At 62.0% G+C, this 18,040-nt stretch carries 12 protein-coding genes and 2 pseudogenes; 8 read left to right on the forward strand and 6 right to left on the reverse strand.

The window, feature by feature from the left end:
- Nucleotides 1-5 precede the first annotated feature (5 nt).
- The 4 genes from J3R84_RS27815 to J3R84_RS27830 all read right to left on the reverse strand — a co-directional run bounded on the left by J3R84_RS27815 (nucleotide 6) and on the right by J3R84_RS27830 (nucleotide 4,886).
- Complete coding sequence (locus tag J3R84_RS27815; RefSeq protein ID WP_171520675.1) at nucleotides 6-1,040, reverse strand: ABC transporter permease; 1,035 nt, start codon at nucleotides 1,038-1,040, stop codon at nucleotides 6-8.
- On the reverse strand, nucleotides 1,037-2,623 hold the full coding sequence (locus J3R84_RS27820; RefSeq protein WP_084815040.1) for a sugar ABC transporter ATP-binding protein: 1,587 nt from the start codon (nucleotides 2,621-2,623) through the stop codon (nucleotides 1,037-1,039). Before J3R84_RS27820 ends, J3R84_RS27815 begins: the two co-directional genes overlap by 4 nt.
- Before the next feature lie 196 nt (nucleotides 2,624-2,819).
- A complete protein-coding gene (locus J3R84_RS27825) occupies nucleotides 2,820-3,821 on the reverse strand; it encodes a substrate-binding domain-containing protein (protein WP_025428243.1) in 1,002 nt (333 codons plus the stop codon).
- A 78-nt stretch (nucleotides 3,822-3,899) separates the two neighbouring features.
- A complete protein-coding gene (locus tag J3R84_RS27830) occupies nucleotides 3,900-4,886 on the reverse strand; it encodes an ABC transporter permease (RefSeq protein ID WP_025428242.1) in 987 nt (328 codons plus the stop codon).
- 564 nt (nucleotides 4,887-5,450) lie between these two features.
- Here J3R84_RS27830 and J3R84_RS27835 point away from each other — a divergent pair.
- Both J3R84_RS27835 and J3R84_RS27845 read left to right on the forward strand, forming a co-directional pair.
- Nucleotides 5,451-8,012 (forward strand): GcvT family protein, encoded by a 2,562-nt coding sequence (locus J3R84_RS27835; RefSeq protein ID WP_203529009.1) that lies wholly within the window; start codon nucleotides 5,451-5,453, stop codon nucleotides 8,010-8,012.
- Between the two features lie 485 nt (nucleotides 8,013-8,497).
- A complete protein-coding gene (locus J3R84_RS27845; RefSeq protein ID WP_025428240.1) occupies nucleotides 8,498-8,803 on the forward strand; it encodes a hypothetical protein in 306 nt (101 codons plus the stop codon).
- A 197-nt stretch (nucleotides 8,804-9,000) separates the two neighbouring features.
- Here the strand turns inward: J3R84_RS27845 and J3R84_RS27850 are convergent, their stop codons facing one another.
- Nucleotides 9,001-9,951, reverse strand: coding sequence for a LysR family transcriptional regulator (locus J3R84_RS27850; protein ID WP_084815043.1), 951 nt, complete (start codon nucleotides 9,949-9,951; stop codon nucleotides 9,001-9,003).
- Between the two features lie 156 nt (nucleotides 9,952-10,107).
- Between J3R84_RS27850 and J3R84_RS27855 the strand changes: the two genes are divergently transcribed.
- Genes J3R84_RS27855 through J3R84_RS27870 form a run of 4 tightly spaced genes read left to right on the forward strand, consistent with a single transcriptional unit; the run spans nucleotide 10,108 to nucleotide 14,809 of the window.
- Nucleotides 10,108-11,163 (forward strand): maleylacetate reductase, encoded by a 1,056-nt coding sequence (locus tag J3R84_RS27855; RefSeq protein ID WP_025428238.1) that lies wholly within the window; start codon nucleotides 10,108-10,110, stop codon nucleotides 11,161-11,163.
- 40 nt (nucleotides 11,164-11,203) lie between these two features.
- Nucleotides 11,204-12,853, forward strand: a complete 1,650-nt coding sequence (gene mhpA, locus J3R84_RS27860) for a bifunctional 3-(3-hydroxy-phenyl)propionate/3-hydroxycinnamic acid hydroxylase MhpA (RefSeq protein ID WP_203529007.1) — start codon at nucleotides 11,204-11,206, stop codon at nucleotides 12,851-12,853.
- A complete protein-coding gene (locus tag J3R84_RS27865; protein ID WP_057217494.1) occupies nucleotides 12,850-13,923 on the forward strand; it encodes an alpha/beta hydrolase family protein in 1,074 nt (357 codons plus the stop codon). Before mhpA ends, J3R84_RS27865 begins: the two co-directional genes overlap by 4 nt.
- Nucleotides 13,924-13,936: 13 nt before the next feature.
- On the forward strand, nucleotides 13,937-14,809 hold the full coding sequence (locus J3R84_RS27870) for a dioxygenase family protein (RefSeq protein ID WP_025428235.1): 873 nt from the start codon (nucleotides 13,937-13,939) through the stop codon (nucleotides 14,807-14,809).
- A gap of 253 nt (nucleotides 14,810-15,062) precedes the next feature.
- On the opposite strand, the pseudogene J3R84_RS27875 reads toward J3R84_RS27870, so the two are convergent.
- Nucleotides 15,063-15,428 (reverse strand): annotated as a pseudogene (locus J3R84_RS27875) (LysR substrate-binding domain-containing protein); the annotation flags it as partial.
- A 34-nt stretch (nucleotides 15,429-15,462) separates the two neighbouring features.
- Between J3R84_RS27875 and J3R84_RS27880 the strand changes: the two are divergent.
- A pseudogene (locus J3R84_RS27880) lies at nucleotides 15,463-15,579 on the forward strand (mobile mystery protein A); the annotation flags it as partial.
- A 297-nt stretch (nucleotides 15,580-15,876) separates the two neighbouring features.
- Nucleotides 15,877-17,931 carry a calcium-binding protein gene (locus J3R84_RS27885; RefSeq protein WP_203529005.1) on the forward strand — a complete coding sequence of 685 codons (2,055 nt, stop codon included), beginning with the start codon at nucleotides 15,877-15,879 and terminating at the stop codon, nucleotides 17,929-17,931.
- Nucleotides 17,932-18,040: the final 109 nt, after the last annotated feature.

Here is an 18,040-nt window from a genome sequence, read left to right on the forward strand (position 1 = left end):
GCCCGTTAGCCTTTTGCACGAAGCGAGAAGACGGTGCCGGCAAAAACGATGAAGACGCCGATAATGGCGAGCTGCCACGTGCTCGGAATGCCGACGAGAATGAGGACGTTGCTGACAAGCGTGATCAGCACCACGCCGAGCAACGTGCCGATCACGCTACCCGAACCGCCGGTGATGCGCGCACCGCCGAGAACGACCGCGGCGATGATCTCAAGCTCGGTTCCGGCAAGGTCGAACGGATTGGCAAGCCGGTTGCTCGCCACATGCATGATCCCGGCAATACCGGCCAGCAGGCCCGCATAGGCAAAGACGAAGATATGCACGGTGCGCAGATTGAAGCCGAGGCGTTCGGCGATGCCGGGATTGCCGCCGACCGCATAAACCGCCCGGCCCATCAAAGTACGCTCTAGGATCCACCAGGTCACCGCGGCCGCAACAGCGAGCACAAGCACGAAGGCCGGCAGCACCGAGATGGAGCCGTTGGCGCTTTGATGGGTGAAAAGCGCGAGTTTGCCGAACGCCTCCATCGAGCCCGGAATGTTCATGAACAGGGCAGTGCCGACAAAGGTCAGCAGGAAGCTGCGAATGACGTATTGCGTTCCGATCGTCACAATCAGCGACGGCGCGCGCAGCGCGTGGACGAGCACGCCATTGAGCGCTCCGAAGCAGGCGCCGCCGGCGGCAGCGACCAGCAAAATCACCGGCATCGGCAACCCCGGCAGCAGGTTCGTGACCAGCATCGTCACCGTATACATGACGAAGGCGGCAATGGCGGTGAAGGAAACGTCGATGCCGCCGGACGCCAGCACCACCAGGACCCCGAGCGCGAACAGCCCGCGCACGACGGAAGCGCGCAGGATGTCGAACAGGTTCGACACCTGCCAGAAGTCCGTATTGATCGAGCCGACCACCAGGCAGACGAGCACGATCAGCGCAAAGGTCACGACCGGCGGATGACGCAGCAGCCAGCGCCAGGCGGAGCCAAGCGAAACCTTGTCGTTGCCAGCTGGGGTGGCCCCATTGAATGTCGTATCGGTCATTGCGGGGTCCTCACGGTCGTCTCTTCTACAAGGGCGCGGTAAAGCGCCTCTTCCTCCAGCGCCTCGGCCTGGAAGGTTTCCACCACTTCGCCTTTGCGCATCACCATGATCCGGTCGCAGTTCTGCAGAAGTTCGAGCAGGTCGTCGCTGATGATGATGACGCCCATGCCTTCGTCCGCGAGACGCTGGATGATCCGGTAGATCGTGTCCTTGGATCCGACATCGACGCCGACGGTCGGCCCGTGCAGGACCAGAAGCTTCGGATTGATGGTCAGCCAGCGGCCGATAAGCACGCGCTGCTGGTTGCCGCCCGACAGCGACTGCACCGGGTTGGCGACATCCGGCGTGACCACCTGCAGGTCTTCGACCGAGCGCTTCGCCAGCGCGCGGCTGCGGCGGCCGTCCAGGATGCCGAAGGCGCCGCGCAGGCGATCGAGCACCGGCACGACAATGTTCTCTTCGATCGGCTTCTCGAGAAAGAGACCTTCCGAAAGGCGATCCTCGGGGACGTAGCCGATGCCGGCATCAATGGCATCGGCGGGCTTGCGGGGCGTCACATCCTTTCCATTGAGGCGGATGCGTCCGGTATCGGCTGGAGCGACGCCGGCAATCGCCCGGGCCAGCTCGTTGCGGCCGGAATCCAGAAGCCCGGTGATACCGACGATCTCGCCGCGGCGCATGGAGAAGGAAACATTGGCGAAGGTATCCTTCAGCGACAGCGCGTCGACGACAAGCAGATCCTCGCCGAACTTCGGCGCCGAACGATAGCGCGCCTCGTCCAGCACCTTGCCCGTCATCCAGAAGCCGAGTTCGGCCTTGGTGTGATCGGCGATGTCGCATTCGGCGACCTTCTGGCCGTCGCGCATGATGACGGCGCGCCCGCCGATCGACTTGCACTCGTCGAGCTTGTGGGTGACGAACAGCACTGCGACGCCCTTGGCGCGCAGTCGGTTGACTATGCAGATGAGATTATCGACTTCGTGCTTCGTCAGTGCCGTCGTCGGCTCGTCCATGATGACGAGGCGCGCATCGGAAGCAATGGCGCGCGCAATGGCAATGAGCTGACGCGTGGCCATCGGCAGCTCGTCCGTGCGGGTCGAAAGAAAGGCGCGGGTCGTCGGCAGGTTCACGGCCGCGAGCGCCCGTTCCGCCGTCTGGCGCATTCGTCCGAGATCAAGCCGCCGGGCAAGCTTGCCGGAGGCTGCGACCAGTTGCTGCGTCAGGCCGACATTTTCGGCGACGGACAGGTTGGGCAGCAGAGAAAAGTCCTGATAGACGGTCTCGATCCCGGCCGCGAGCGCGGCAACCGGTGTGAGATGGCCCACGGGCTTGCCATCGATCAGCAGTTCGCCGGCATCGGCCGGCTGCGCGCCGGAAATGATCTTGATGAGCGTACTCTTGCCGCAGCCATTCTCGCCCATGAGATGGTAGATCTGTCCGGGCTCGATCGAAAAGCTGACCCCCTTCAGCGCGCGAACGCCGCCGAAGCGTTTCTGGACATCGCGAATTTCCAGATAGGGAATTGCGGCTTTCGAGGTTTCGCCGCCGGGATGCGGCGCGCCGGCTTCGTGCTTGAGCTGCATGGCACTGTCCTGACCAAAAAGAACGGGCCTGCTGCACGTTTCCTTGGATCGCCATAGATCCAGGAGACGATTGCAGCAGGTCTAAAGCGTTACAGTGTCCCTGGCGCATCACATTCGACGCGCGACGCTGTAGCGGCACTCGACGCGCAACGCCGGGCCCATTGTCGGGCCCGGCATCGCCATCATCTCGACCCAATCAGAACGGGTACTTGGCGTAGTTCGACTTGTCGACGTCGACCCATGCCTGGCCGACCACGATCACGCCGTCGCCGGCACCCTTCTTGACGGTGACCTTTTCGTAGCCGGCAACGCCGAGGTCCATGCCGTCCTTCAGTTCCTCGTCCTTCAGCACCATGTCGGCGACCTTGTTCATGACGTAGCCGGCATCCTTCGGATCCCAGAAGCTGATGCCGTCGACAGCGCCCGATTCGAGGTAGGAGCCGGTGTCCTTGGGCAGGCCGATGCCGAATACGCAGGTCTTGTCCTGCAGGCCGGCTTCCTCGACGGCACGGCCGATGCCGATGACGTCGATGGCCGAACCGCCCTGGAAGCCCTTGATGTCAGGGTACTTGCGCAGGATCTCGCGCGCCTTTTCATAGGCGCGGTTGGCATCATTGAAGGATTCGTTCTTCTCGGAGACCAGTTCCATCTCGGGGTATTTCTGGGCGTTTTCCGAACCGCCGTCGGCCCACTGCACATGGGTCAGGCTGCCGAGCGAGCCGACGAAGGAGGTCCACTTGCCGGACTTGCCCATGCATTCGGCGATCTTCTCGTTGAAGCGCGCGCCAAAGACCTTGTTGTCGAAGGCTTCGATGTCGACGAGCGTGTTCTTCATATTATCGGCTTCATGGGTGATGACTTTGATGCCGCGCTGGGCGGCGCGCTTCAACACGCCTTCGAGGGCGGAAGCATCCATCGGCACGACGGCGATCGCGGCAACCTTCTTGGCAACCAGATCTTCGATCAGACGGCCCTGCTGGGCTGCGTCGGCCTTGCCCGGGCCGACCTGGCTGGTGGCTACACCGGGGTTTTCCTTGCCATAGGCATCGACGCCTTCGTTCATGCGAGTAAACCAGTTCTCGCCCGTGACTTTCACCACCGTGACGATGCTGGGGGTTTCCTCGGCAATGGCAGCCGTGGTTGCAGTCAGTGCTCCAAGCGCGACGGCGCAGGCAGCGAATTTACGAATGGCAAGCATGCATTCCTCCCAAAGAACCTTCGAATTTTGACAGATCGACCGGCGTGCGAAGGCATCTCGCCGGCCCTGGAACTTGGATCAGCCGCGCAATGCCTTGAACCAGGCCTTGGCGTCGAAGCCGGATGTCGCGAGAAAGACGAGCAGAAGCACGCCCCAGGCGAGGTCGCGGAAGAAGTTGGAAATGTCCATGAAGTTGAACAGGCTCGACAGGATCTGCAGCGACGTCGCCGACAGGACGACACAGATCACCCGGCCATAGCCGCCCTCAGGGCGAACGCCCGCCATGACGGCGATGAGAATGGCGATCAGCACGTAGGAATTGCCGTAGTCCCACTTCACGCTCGAGGTGCGCGCGGCGATCACGATGCCGGCGACCGACGCAAGCACGCCGCAGGCGGTATAGGTCAAAAACAGGATGCGCTTTTCCGCAATGCCGGCATAGCGCGCGGCCTTGGCATTGTTGCCGAGCAGCAGGAGCCTGAGGCCGAACGGGCTGTAGCGCAGCACGCCGCCGAGGATGAGAGCAATCAGTAAGAAGAGCGCAAAGCACAGCGGCACGCCGAGAACCGGTGTGTTACCGAAGGCGTCGAGCGGCTCGATGAAGCCGAGGCCCAGCGCCGAACCGTTGGTGAAAGCGATCGCAAGGCCGGTAAAGAACAGCTGCGTGCCAAGCGTGGCGATGATCGGCGTCAAGCCGGCGCTCGAAATCAGAAACCCATTCAGCATTCCGCCAACTAGGCCGACGAGCAGTGCTATGCCGGCAAAGCTCCAGCTGAACAGCAGCGGCGCGTCATCGGGCGAAACCGTGTCGCGCAGCACGAGATAAGCGATGACACCCGAAAGGTTGGCAAGGGCGATGCCCGACAGATCGATGCCGCCATTGCCCGAGATCATCGCCAGCATCACGCCGAGCGCGAGAAGCCCGAGCTCGGGGACTTGGCCCGCCATGGATTGCAGGTTGTAGATGTCGAGGAAACTGGCACCGACCAACACGCCGCCCGCTACCAGCACAGCAACGTTGACGACGGCCAAAAATGCCAACTGGCGATCAACCCGAAATTCCAAAGCGCGCCCTCCGTCATTGTCGTTCGCAGGCAAGCGCAGTCACGGCTCCCAGCGTGCTCCTAGGCACGCTCCGTGAGCGCGCACCCGGACCTCTTTCGAGTTCGGATGCCGCGACGGCCGACCTGATGAGGTCGGCGATGACATTTGCCAAAGACTGTTGTGTATTGTCAACACCAATCTATCGCGGCCGGCTTATTTATCTGAAAAGTTTGGCGTTTCCCCCAGCAGAGTACAGTCCCCGTAACGCAATTTTCGGCGCGCATTCCGCGCATCAGGAGAAAATGAACGACGTCGAGAGCTAACGACGTCAAGGGCTCGTGACTTATGAAGCTGTCAGCGCCACGTGCGATCCACTCTGCAGCGGCCCTGCGTCGTCGCGGTGATAAGAAAAAACCCGAGTTCGAGGAGATGCACCCTTGTCGACGGCTCTGTCGTGATGGAGAAATCCTGTTTGCAGAGTGCAGGCTCTGGTCGTGCAGCACGATAATTATGTCGTAGACAGGCTCTAATCGCAGCGCCGCAAATCCTAAAATCCGGCTTCAGTTTCAATCAGGGTCGCAATCAATGGCAGAGTTTCCTCAAAAGGCGAAGGTCGTAATCATCGGGCTGGGTGGCATCGTTGGTGCCTCGATCGCGCATCACCTGATCGAGCGCGGTTGGGACGACATCGTTGGCATCGACAAGTCCGGCATCCCGACCGATATCGGCTCGACGGCGCACGCGTCCGACTTCTGCTACACGACCAGCCACGATTATCTTTCGGTTTGGACGACGCAGTATTCGATCGACTTCTTCGAGAAGATGGGTCACTACGCCCGCATTGGCGGCCTGGAAGTCGCGCGTACCGGCGACGATGTCTGGATGGAAGAGATCAAGCGCAAGCTTTCCTCCGCCAAGGCCTTCGGCACCCGCGCCCACTATGTCTCGCCCGCGGAAATCAAGAAGATGTTCCCGCTGATCGAGGAAGATCAGGTCATGGGCGGCATGTTCGACCCGGATGCCGGCCTCGTCATCCCGCGCTCGCAGACAGTTGCTGGCAAACTGGTCGATGCGGCCGAGAAATCCGGAAAGCTCCAGATCTTCGGCAACACGCCGGCAAGGTCGCTCATCGTCGAGAACGGCCGCATCAAGGGCGTCGTCACCCATCGCGGCACGATCATGGCCGACCATGTCGTCGTCTGCGCCGGCATCTGGGGCCGCCTGATCGCCGAAATGGTCGGCGAGGATCTGCCGGTGATGCCGGTCGACCATCCGCTCACCTTCTTCGGCCCGTATAACGAATTCGAAGGCACCGGCAAGGAAATCGGCTTCCCGCTCCTGCGCGACCAGGGCAACTCCGCCTATATGCGCGACACCGGCGATCCGAAGACCACCGAAGGTGGCCAGATCGAGTGGGGCTATTACGAGACCACCAACCCGCGCCTCTGCCATCCGCGCAACATTCTCGAAAAGCACGAGGCACGCCTGTCGCCCTCGCAGCGCGACCTCGATATGGAGCAGATCATCGAGCCGCTCGAGCGCGCCATGGAACTGACGCCGATCCTCGGCGAACTCGGCTACAATGAAGGCCATTCCTTCAACGGCCTGCTGCAGGTCTCGGCCGCCGGCGGCCCCTCCTGCGGCGAGAGCCAGAAGGTGCGCGGCCTCTGGTACTGCGTCGCCATCTGGGTGAAGGACGGTCCCGGCTACGGCAAGCTGATCGCCGACTGGATGACGGACGGGCGCACTGAGATCGACCACGCCTCGATCGACTATTCTCGCTTCTACCCGCACCAGCTGGAGGAGAAGTTCATCGAGGGCCGCTGCTTCGAGGCGGCGCAGAAGATCTACTATCCGGCCGTGCACACGCGCGAGCCCTATGCCAGCGGCCGCAACGTCAAGCGCTCGCCCTTCTACGAGCGCGAGAAAGAGCTCGGCGGCTACTTCATGGAACTCGGTGGCTGGGAGCGCGCCCATGGCTACGCCGCCAACGAGCACCTCCTAGAAAAATACGGCAACCGCGTTCCAGTGCGCCAGAACGAGTGGGACAGCCGCCATTTCTGGCGCGTGTCCAACGCCGAACATCTGGCGATGAGCGAGGATTGCGGTATCGTCAACCTCTCGCACTTTCATATGGTTGACATCGAAGGCCCTGACCACGTCGAGTTGCTGGAGTGGCTTTGCGCCGCCAAGATCGGCGGCGACGGCAATATCGGCAAGGGCATCTACACCCATTTCCTCGATGACGAAGGAATGGTACGGGCCGACTTCACCGTCTTCCGCATGGCCGATCGCTGCCGTCTCGTGAACGGCGCCGATGCCGGCCCGCGCGACTTCCAGTACATGCGCCGCGTCGCCGAAGATCGCGGCCTTGACGTCACCATCACCGACGTTTCGGAGAAGTTCATCACCATCGGCATTTGGGGCCCCAACGCCCGCGAAACGCTGAAGAAGGTGGTTGCCGATCCGGCCGGCCTCGATCTCGAGAACTTTGCTTTCGCTGCGATCAAACCGATCGAAATCGCCGGCAGGAAGGTCACCGCCTTCCGCATCTCCTATGTCGGCGAGCAGGGCTGGGAGTTGCACATGAAATATGAGGACGGCCTCGCCGTCTGGGACGCACTGCGCTCAACCGGCGTCATGGCCTTCGGCGTCGAAACCTATGCAAACTCGCGCCGTCTGGAAAAGAGCCTGCGCCTGCAGAATGCCGATCTTCTCACACAGTACAACCTCATCGAGGCCGATCTGGCTCGTCCGAAGGTGAAGGACGTGGACTTCCGCGGCAAGGCGAAACATCTTGAATACAAGGCACGTGAGCACCAGCCGGCCATGCTCTGCACGCTCATCCTCACGGAGAATACCGATAGAAACGGCGTGAAGCGCTACCCGGTCGGCAGCCTGCCGGTCATGGACCCGGAAACCGGCGCGGTGCTGGTCGACGAACTCGGCCGCCGCTCCTATACCACCTCCATCGCCTTTGGGCCGACGATCGGCAAGAACATCGCGCTTGCCTATCTGCCCTGGTCGCACTGCCAGGTCGGCCGCACGCTAAACGTCGAATACTTCGCCGAAACCTATCCCGTCGAAGTCGCCGGCGTTGGTTACAAGCCGCTCTACGACCCGGAGAACTTGAAGCCGCGAAGCTGAGATTTTCCAGCCCCTCGGCCTATCCGCAGTGGACCTCTCTTCACGCGCCTGCTTGCTTCAAGCGGGCGCGTTCGTTTTTGGCGTTCGTTCATTATGCCTGCGCCCCTGGAATTTGTCTGTTGTTCGGATACCGGAGCCGCCAGTGTGCGAAGGACATGACGTTGGTGAACTTTGAGCCGGCGCGCTTTGCCATCAGCCTTTGTGCGGGCGGCGGCAACGTCATCGGCAGGCGAGATCGTCGGGTTCTGGACGATGCTGATGGTGCAGCCGTCCTGCTTCAAAATGTCGTAGACACTCCTCCAGCCGGCGCCATCGGCGGACCCACGCTACGAAATGCCAGCCGAGGAGCGATGGTACACCTCAATTCGGAGCGTCCATCCTGATCGGGTAGTCAATCGATAGACGATGGGTTGTGCAAAGTTTGAGTTGACCGTTTCCGATGGCGAGGCGACACTTGCAACCTGCAGCAAGACAGGAGGAAAATGATGGCCGAGCCAGATCCCTGGCGCCACATGGCAAGCGCGCCGAAAAACGGCAGTCGGATCCTCGTTACGATCCGCCCGTCCGAACAGGGGGCGGCAGAAGTTGACCTCGCATATTGGTCGAATGGCGATCAGTTCGGTGCAGAAGGCTGGCGCGCCTCTGATTCCTCGCCCGGCCGCATCATCGAATACGCCGAGCCCGAATTGAAGTGCTGGATGCCGATGCCCTCGGCCAATCTCAATCGCACCTCAATGCCCTCACCCTGGGAAGGCGAAGACGAGCGAGAGCTCGACGGATCAGGGATTTAAGAACTCGCGCCGCCATGTTGCGCTTCCTCGTACACGACGGGGTCAAAAGGACTTTTGAGACGTGTGCTTGCAGCCTGTGGAACGCCTAATCTCAATCCGACGTAAAGGTCGCCTTGGGTAGAATTGAACCACTGCCCCTTGGCCCGTCTGTTACGAATGTCTGTCGTAGCATTAGACCGCCGGAACCAGTGGCTATCCTAGCCAGAAACGCCGCACCGTTGCGCATAGGCCTCCATCTCGGGCTTCAGCCCGGCAAAAGCCGAGAGCACGTGCATCTTGAGTTGCAGCGCTGCTGGCCCAGGCGGCATCAGTTTTGATTGCACGAAGCCAAGCGCGCGCGGCACGCCGCTCGGCAGGATGGGTAACGCGGTGATGTTGTCGGTTTCCCGCCGAGCGAAGACCACGCCGAAGGGCAGCACGGCGAGGCTGTCAGAATGGGCGAGATGGGCGAGAATGCCGGCGAGCGAGGCGCCGGAGAAATTGATGCGCACATGCTCGGCGCCCAGATTGACTAGCGCAGTTCTGAGATCGGCGCTCAGCGGACTTCCGGCAGGTGGCTCGATCCAGGGATACCGCAGCAGGTCGGCAGGCAGGAGCCTGTCCGATGCAAGAAGCGGATGTCCCGAGCGACAGGCAACCACATTGCGCCCTGTCAGGATCGGGTCGAAGGTCAGATCGCTATCTGCATCGAAGACCTCGACCGGACAGATCGCGAGGTCCAGCTGCCCAGCTCTGATCTTTTCGGCAAGGCTCGTCGTGTAACCATAGACCTGCTCGATTCTAACGTTCGGCCTTGTCCGCTGGAATTGGCCGACCATCGCCGAGACCAGCGCGTCCATGAAAAACGGCGTGCCGCCGATCCTGATATCGCCACGCTCGCCACGCCTGAATGACTGGGCCACGTCGCTCGCTCGCGCCGTTGCGCGCCGTACCGCTGCACCGAGATCGGCAAGATCCCGACACAAGGGAGTCGGCTCCATCGGGCGGCGGTTGCGCAGAAACAATGGCTCACCCAGCCGCTTTTCCAGAAAGGCGACTGTGCGTGACAAGCCGGGCTGCGTCATTCCCAGCATTTCCGCCGCCTCGGACATGCCGCCGGCATCGACGATCGCCCAGAGCTGTAGCAGATGGCGCGGATCAATCTGCAAGAAGAGATTCTCCCAAGTTCCGTGTTCCGCTCACAACATAACATAATGGTATGTTATCTGGAGATATCATTATTCGAATTCACCTTCGTCCGTCGCTACTGTTTTCCTCGAGATGGAGCCGCAAGCGATTTCGCGGCCCCGTTCAGGGAGGAACCGATGAGGGAATTCGACTATCAGGGGTCCCCGGCAAGAATTAGGTTCGGCGCCGGCGCCCGCGCGGGGGTGGCAGAAGCTGTTGAAGCCTTGGGCTGCAAGCGTGCCCTCGTGCTCTCCACACCACAGCAAGCCAACGATGCCGGTGCCATCGTCAACCTTTTGGCGGATCGCGCCGCTGGATTGTTCACGCAGGCGACCATGCACACGCCCGTCGAGATCACCGAACAGGCGCTCAAGGCCATGCGCGACAACGACGCGGACTGCACCGTCGCTTTCGGCGGCGGCTCGACTACCGGGCTCGGCAAAGCGATCGCCTATCGCCTCGATACGCCTCAGATCGTCATACCCACAACCTATGCCGGCTCGGAGGTCACACCCATCCTTGGGCAGACTCAGGCGGGGCGCAAGGAGACGGTACGTGCAGCGTCGATTCTGCCGGAACTGGTGATCTATGATCCGGAACTCACGCTCAGCCTGCCGGTCCCAATGACGATGACCAGCGGCCTAAACGCCATGGCCCACGCCGCCGAGGCACTCTACGCTCGCGATCGTAACCCGATTTCCTCGCTAATGGCGACGGAAGGCCTGAGAGCCCTCGCTGAGGCCCTACCGCGCATCGCTATGGCGCCGCGGGATCTGTCGGCCAGAAGCGATGCACTCTACGGCGCCTGGCTGTGCGGCACTGTGCTTGGCACAGTCGGCATGTCGTTGCATCACAAGCTCTGCCATGTGTTAGGGGGGGCCTTCGACCTGCCGCATGCGGAGACCCATGCGATCGTTCTGCCCCACGCAATCGCCTTCAACGCGGCCGCCGCTGCCGACGAACTTCGGCCGCTCAGTGCGATTTTCGGGGAAACCTCCCCCGGTGCGGCAATACACGGTTTTGCGGTCAAGATCGGCGCCCCGACAGCCCTCAGGGAGATCGGTTTTCGGGAGGAAGATATCGGCCGCGCCGCGGAGATCGCCACAGCGAACCCCTATTGGAACCCGCGGGAAGTGACACGGGCCGATATTCACGCGCTGCTCGCCGCGGCATGGCGAGGCGACGCGCCCTGAACGCGCGCGCCGAGACATATCTGCAAAACGGGAGGATAACATGAATCAATCCAAGGCATCGCCGCCTGTGGTGCACCGGCAAGTGGCCGTTATCGGTTGCGGGCCTGCGGGCCTGACTGCCGCCTCGCTCCTCGGACAAGCCGGCCATAATGTCATCGTTATCGAGCGCTGGCCCGAACCCTACGGCCTGCCCCGCCTCAGCCATATCGACGGCGAGACGGCACGCCTGGTCGCCTCGGCCGGGGATATCGGTCATGCCCTTCGCGACGCGCAGGCGATCGACACCTACCACTACCTCGACGATCAGGGAAACATTCTGATCGATCTGGACTGGAAGGGGCAGCAATGCGGTTTTCCCGCCCATATTTCGATCTTCCAGCCGGAAATCGAGGACGCGATCTATTCCCGCGCACAGCCTCTGCCGAACGTCGAGTTCCTACGCGGCTGGGAAGTCTCCAAGCTCGAGCAGAGTGCGGATAAGGTCGTTCTGGAAGCCCAACCCTGGGACGGTTCGTGGAAGGCGGTTTCTGACGGGGGCGATCCAGTCCGCAGGATCGAGGTGGACTATGTGATCGGCGCGGATGGCGCCAACAGTTTCACGCGCCGCGCACTCGGCATCGCGCGTCACCAGTACGGCCATCATGAACGTTGGCTCAATCTTGATTCCGAATACGTCAAGGATCTCGGCGACCGCTTTGCCATTACCTCGATCTATTGCGACCCGGCACGGGCGCACATGTACATGCCGATCGGCAAATCCCGCGTGCGTTTCGAGATGCGCGTGCTGCCGGGCGAGGAAACCAGCTACTGGGAAGACATCAAGAATGGCCTTGCCTGGCTCAGCGAGCAGCATGGCATCGGGCTCGACGAAATCCGGCCGATCCGCAACGTTGTCTATACATTTGACCCCGCGATCACAAAAAGCTGGAAGGAAGGCCGGGTCATGCTGGTGGGCGATGCCGCCCACACGATGATGCCCTATATGGGCCAGGGCGCCTGTTCGGCCATTCGCGACAGCGCCAATCTTGCATGGAAGCTGGACCTCGTGTTGCGGGGCAAGGCCGAGCCGGAGCTTCTCGATACCTATGAAGCGGAGCGGCGCCCGCATGTCACGCAGATCACCAAGACCTCGACCATGCTCGGCAAGGTCGCCAACGAGGACGACCCGGCGAAGGTGGCTGAACGCAATGCACTCTTCCTGTCCGGAAACATGCCGCCGCCCCCGCCCTTCCCCAAGATCGAGACCGGCGTGGTGCATGTGGAGCCCGATGGTAACCTCCTCACCCCCACCGGTGCACCAACGCCACAGGGTCTCGTGCGCGCCGGCGGCCGCGAAGGCTTGATGGACGACGTGGTGGGGCGCGGCTTCCTGATCGTCAGCCGGACCGACCCGAGCCTCCATCTGGATCCCGCGACCCACGCTTTCTTCGACGCCATCGGCGGTCGCTGGATCGTCGTCGGCGACACCGATGCTGAGCCCGATCAAGTCGCAGATCTTGACGGCGTGCAACTGGCGTTTCTGGAGAGAAATGGTTTCGCCGCCTATCTGCGCCGTCCCGATTTCCTGATGTATGGTGCAGTCCGGGATCTCTCCGATCTCCCCACCCTGCTGCGCGGCCTTCGCGACAGGCTGCACTGGCTGCATCAGCCTGTACCCACCTTTGAGACCACCATGGAGGCACGGGCATGACCGAGGACTCGGTCATCAAGGCGAACCTTGCCCATCAGCGGGCCATGCCACTGACGCGGCTTCTCGACTGCGGCATGGACCCGGGGGATGCGCGCCGGCTTCATGCCCGCATCTCGGAGGGCGAGCCCTGGGATGCGGTGGCAGAAACCATCGCCACCGAGCGCCTGCAACAGGCCGACCGGGCCGAGGCTGAAGGAAACATCGTCACCGCCGGCGAGGCACGGCAGCGCGGCATCGCCGCGCTGGTCTACGCCCAGATGGCCTTCAATTTCGACGAACCCCGCAAGGTCGCGCTGTATCGCAGGCTGGTCGCCGCCTGTCGGAAGCTCACCCCTGTCTTCGGCCTGCCCTTCGAGCGGGTCGAGACCGGATACTCGGGAAAAAGCCTGATCGGCTGGCTGGTGCGCCCCGCAAGCGGAAGTGCAAACGGCACCGTCATCCTGTTCGGCGGCCAGAGCGGCTGGGGCATCGCCTATCTGCCAATCGCCCGGGAGCTGGCGCGCCGCGGGCTTGCCACCCTTCTCGCCGAAGGCCCCGGCCAGGGCGAGACCCGCATCGAGCAAGGCCTTTATCTTCAGGCGGGGGTCGAGGCCGCCTATAGCCGCTGGGTCGATGTAATCCTGGACGATCCGAGCCTCGGCGCGCCGGGCATCTGGGGCAACAGCTACGGCGGCCTGTGGGCGGCACGCACTGCGGGCAGCGACAGCCGCATCCGCGCCTGTTGCGTCAACGGCTCCTTCGCCCACCCCGCCATCCTGCCCTTCCGCACGGCCTTCGAGCAGAGCGCGGCAATGATCGGCACCGAGGATCGAGCGATGATTGAGGCTGTCATGGAAAAGCTGCGTTTCGATCCGGCGCGGGACAGAATCGCCTGCCCGCTTCTCGTCCTGCACGGAGGCGCCGATCCGCTGGTGGCACTGGAGGACCAGCAACCCTTCCTCGATGCCGCGACGGGCGAGGCCGCCCTCCGCGTCTGGCCGGACGGTGAGCACACGATATACAACCACAGCTTCGAGCGGACGGCACTCGTCGGCGACTGGTTCGCCGCACGGCTCGACCGATCCGCCTGACAGGGAGCGATTGATGCGCCGTTATTTCACTGAGGAACACTCCGCCGAGACTGTGAACGGCAGGATTGGCGTAGACGTGGCACCGCGCATGCGTCAGGTCATGGCGAGCCTCGTTCGACATCTGCATGATTTTATCAAGGACGTGGAGTTGACCCAGCGGGAATGGGAGTTGGCCGTTGATTTCCTCACCCGCGCCGGCCAGACCTGTACCGACACACGGCAGGAGTTTATCCTGCTCAGCGACGTCCTTGGGCTTTCCATGCTGGTCGACGCCATCGGCAACCGTCGTCCCGAAGGCGCGACGGAGAACACCGTCTTCGGCCCGTTCCACGTCGCCAACGCGCCGATCCGGGCGATGGGGGAAAGCATCAGTCTGGACGGTAAGGGCGAAAGCTGCCTGTTCCACGGCCGGGTGATTGATCTCGACGGCAACGCAATAGAAGGGGCAACGATCGACGTCTGGTCAGACAATGCCGATGGCTTCTACGACGTTCAGCAGCCGGACCTGCAGCCGAAATGGAACAACCGCGGACGCTTCGTCACGGGCGCCGACGGCGCCTACAGCTTCGTCGGTATCAAGCCTGTCAGTTATTCCATTCCCGACGACGGGCCTGCTGGGGACCTGTTGGAGGCGCTCCATCGCCACCCCTGTCGCCCGGCCCACATGCATTTCCTTGTAACTGCTCCGGGCCACCAGAAGATTGTCACCCACATCTTCACCGGCGGCGACCCCTTCCTCACTTCCGACGCCGTTTTCGGTGTCAAATCCTCCCTGATCGCTGATTTCGAGCGCATCGACGGCGCGACCTCGTGGCAGGCCGCATTCGATTTCGTCATGGTGCAGGAGGACAGATTCGAACATCGCAGCTGCAGTAACGTCAGATAGTCGTGAACTGTAGCTTTTGAGTGAGGTCGAACGCGGACCCCGCCGGCAGCTTGGGAGAATAATGAGCGTACCAGGCGACGGCAACAGCGCTGCCAGAGCCCGTTCGCGCGCGGCTTGACCGGTTAAAAGCCTCGTCTCGGAGGATCAGCATCGCGACGGCCAACGGCCGGGATCCGGGAGGCCTAGGCCCGGCAAGCCGCTCCGTTTGATTGAGGGATCGCAGACCACGAGGTTTTCGAGACCTCGCCCCTGACTTCCCCGCTCTGACCCGCGACCGAGCAATTTCGATGATGTCGTCCCGGGCCGCGGTTGGATCGTCCTTACTCCAGGCGACCCCAAGACCGATCCGGAAGTCGATACCCCTCACCTTCCTGAGCTCGAAATTGCGGTTGGGAAGATCCAGCGTCCATTCCGGCGCAAAGCCGATGCCAAGACCGGCCGAGACCAGTGACACCACCGAGAAGGTGTCGTCGCAGGTATAGGCGACGCTCTTTGCAAGATCGTGCGCCTCGAACTTTTCAGCAAAGCAGCGCTCGGTGAACGACAGGTTCTGACGCGAGAACGAGATGATCTTCTCGCCCTTCAGATCCTCGATGCAGATCTCGCTTCTGGCCAACGGCACGACATAGGGTCACGTACGGACCAGGCTTCTCGTCGGTGCACGCATCGGCGTTCGGTCCTCAACCATCGAATTGATCGAGAAGTCAGAAGCGGTAGGGGCGATCCAACTCAACACGCCGCGCCGCGCCGCCGAGGCCGCAGATTGCACCCCTTGTCCACATCCTCTCTGGGGCTCTGGAGAAACATGACGGACCTCTTCTCGTCCTCGAGCATGTCACAGCACGTCCTGACCTATGGCTTCGTCTTTCCGCAGATCTTGGCTTTACTTCAAAGCAATTCTCCGCAGTTCCCTTTCGATATCTAATATAGATTTCAAATTAAATTGCCTCCATTTGGAAGATTAATTCGGAGTTGATTTACGCAATTAGTTAAATAGATTTGATGCTTGGTGATCTTATTCGAGTGATCGCAAGTATTGGCATAAGTCTATCGAAAGGGATGGCGAGATGGCAAAGATCGTAGGCTCGTACTCAAACGATGCTTTGAAAGGCTCGGAGGTAACCGACTACATCTGGGGCCTGCCCGGCAGCGATACGATCGATGGGGGCGGCGGCGACGATTTTGTCGATGGTGGGGCTGAAAGCGACACCCTGACAAGTTCGAACGGCTACGATCGCCTCGACGGCGGTGCCGGTGATGACCAGATCGTTCTCACCGGGACCGGCGGCGCAGTTACCGGAGGCAGCGGTTACGACGGCCTTGTCGTCGACTTCTCGCAAAGCGCAGACCGGATGGTCTTCAACGGTGCCAGCGGCCATGGCTATGCTGGCGACCCGAGCGCCACAAACCGGCACATCTTCTTCCACGATATCGAGTGGCTGCGCCTGCTCGCCGGCAGTGGTGACGACCGGATCACCGGAACTGCCGGGGGCGATCGGATTTCGACCGGTGCCGGCAACGACGTCGTCAATGCGGGCGCGGGACAGGACATCATCACCAATACGGGTGGTCACGACCGTCTCGACGGCGGTGATGGAAATGACCGCTTCGTGCTTGTCGGGACGGGCAGCGCCGTTTTCGGCGGTGCCGGAGACGATACGCTGGCCGTCGACCTCTCGGCATCGGCCGCTCCGGTCGTGTTCAACCTGGAGAATGGTCACGGCATCATCGGATACGGGACGCAGGAGGAGCGGCATCTCTTCATCCAGTACCAGGATGTCGAGTGGATTGTGCTGACGACGGGACGCGGAAGCGATCATATTACGGGTAGCGCACTTGGCGACGTTATCGAGACGGCAGGCGGCAACGATTTCGTCGACGCCGGCGCGGGCGATGACATGATCACCGACGGGCTCGGTGCCAACCGTCTTTTTGGCGGCGACGGCCGCGACCAGATCGTCTCGACACTCTACTCCGCCGAGATCGATGGCGGCGCCGGCCAGGACTGGCTCTATATCAAGGAGACGCAGAGCACGAGCGACCTCACTGTCGATTTCGCTGCCGGTGAGGCCTCGACCGGCACAGTGTTGCGCGGCATAGAGGAGGCAAGCCTCGCGCTTGGCAGCGGCAACGATCGGGTCATCGCGGGTGATCTTACCTATCTCGTGGTCGATGCCGGCGCGGGAAACGATCATCTCGAAGGCGGTGCCAGGCGTGACCGGTTCGATGGCGAGGAGGGCAACGACTACATCGATGCCGGCGCCGGAGACGACATGATAGAGACAGGCGCTGGCGATGACGTGGCTTTTGGCGGCGACGGCAGGGATACGCTTGCCAATGACGGCGGCAGCGACATGCTCGATGGCGGCGCCGGCGATGACTGGCTGCAGGACACCTTTCCCGGCAGCGGCACCCTTGGCGTCGCGTCGATCCTGCGCGGCGGCGCGGGCAACGACACGATCAATGCCCGTTACCTCGGAGAGGTCGATGGCGGCGAAGGCCGGGATCTATTGAACCTCAACTATGGCGGCTTGCCGCAGGTAACCGACTTCGACGCGACACGCGGCGCAACACACACCGGCTTGGCCTTCACCAATGTGGAGTACTTCAACGTCTCATCCGGGCGCTACGACGACGTGCTGCGCGGCGCCGACGACAATGACACCCTCTATTCGTCGAGCGGCAACGATATCCTCGATGGGCGTGGTGGGGACGACACGCTGAGGGGCGCCTCGGAAAACGACCAGCTTTTCGGCGGCGAAGGTGCGGATTTTCTCGACGGCGGCTCGCAGGACGACCTGTTGAGTGGCGGCAATGGCGCCGACCTGTTGAAGGGCGACAGCGGCGCCGACACGTTTCTGTGGTCGTCGGAAACCTCCGGCCAGGCGGGCCTCGATCACATTCTCGATTTCGTTGGCAGGCAGGGCGATCGGATCGCCTTTTCCGAAGAGGCCCAGGACGCCACAGGCATTCACAGCTATGCCGATTTTCTTGCCGCCGCCAGCGATACGACCGACGGCTTGTTCATCGCCTTCAACGGCTCCGATGTCGAAGGCATTCTGATTGAGCATGTTTCGCTCTCGGCTCTCATGGAAAGCGATGTCGTCTTCGGTCTCGGCTGACGGCACGCTAGGCCTCAGCTTTCCGGAGGCCCGCATTCGCCTGCAGCCGCGGCTTCGTTGGCCACCGTGGTCAGGCGTCCATCGATGGGATGACGCCGCCGGTCCATAC

The organism is Ensifer canadensis (genome assembly GCF_017488845.2).
Classification (GTDB): Bacteria; Pseudomonadota; Alphaproteobacteria; order Rhizobiales; family Rhizobiaceae; genus Ensifer; species Ensifer canadensis.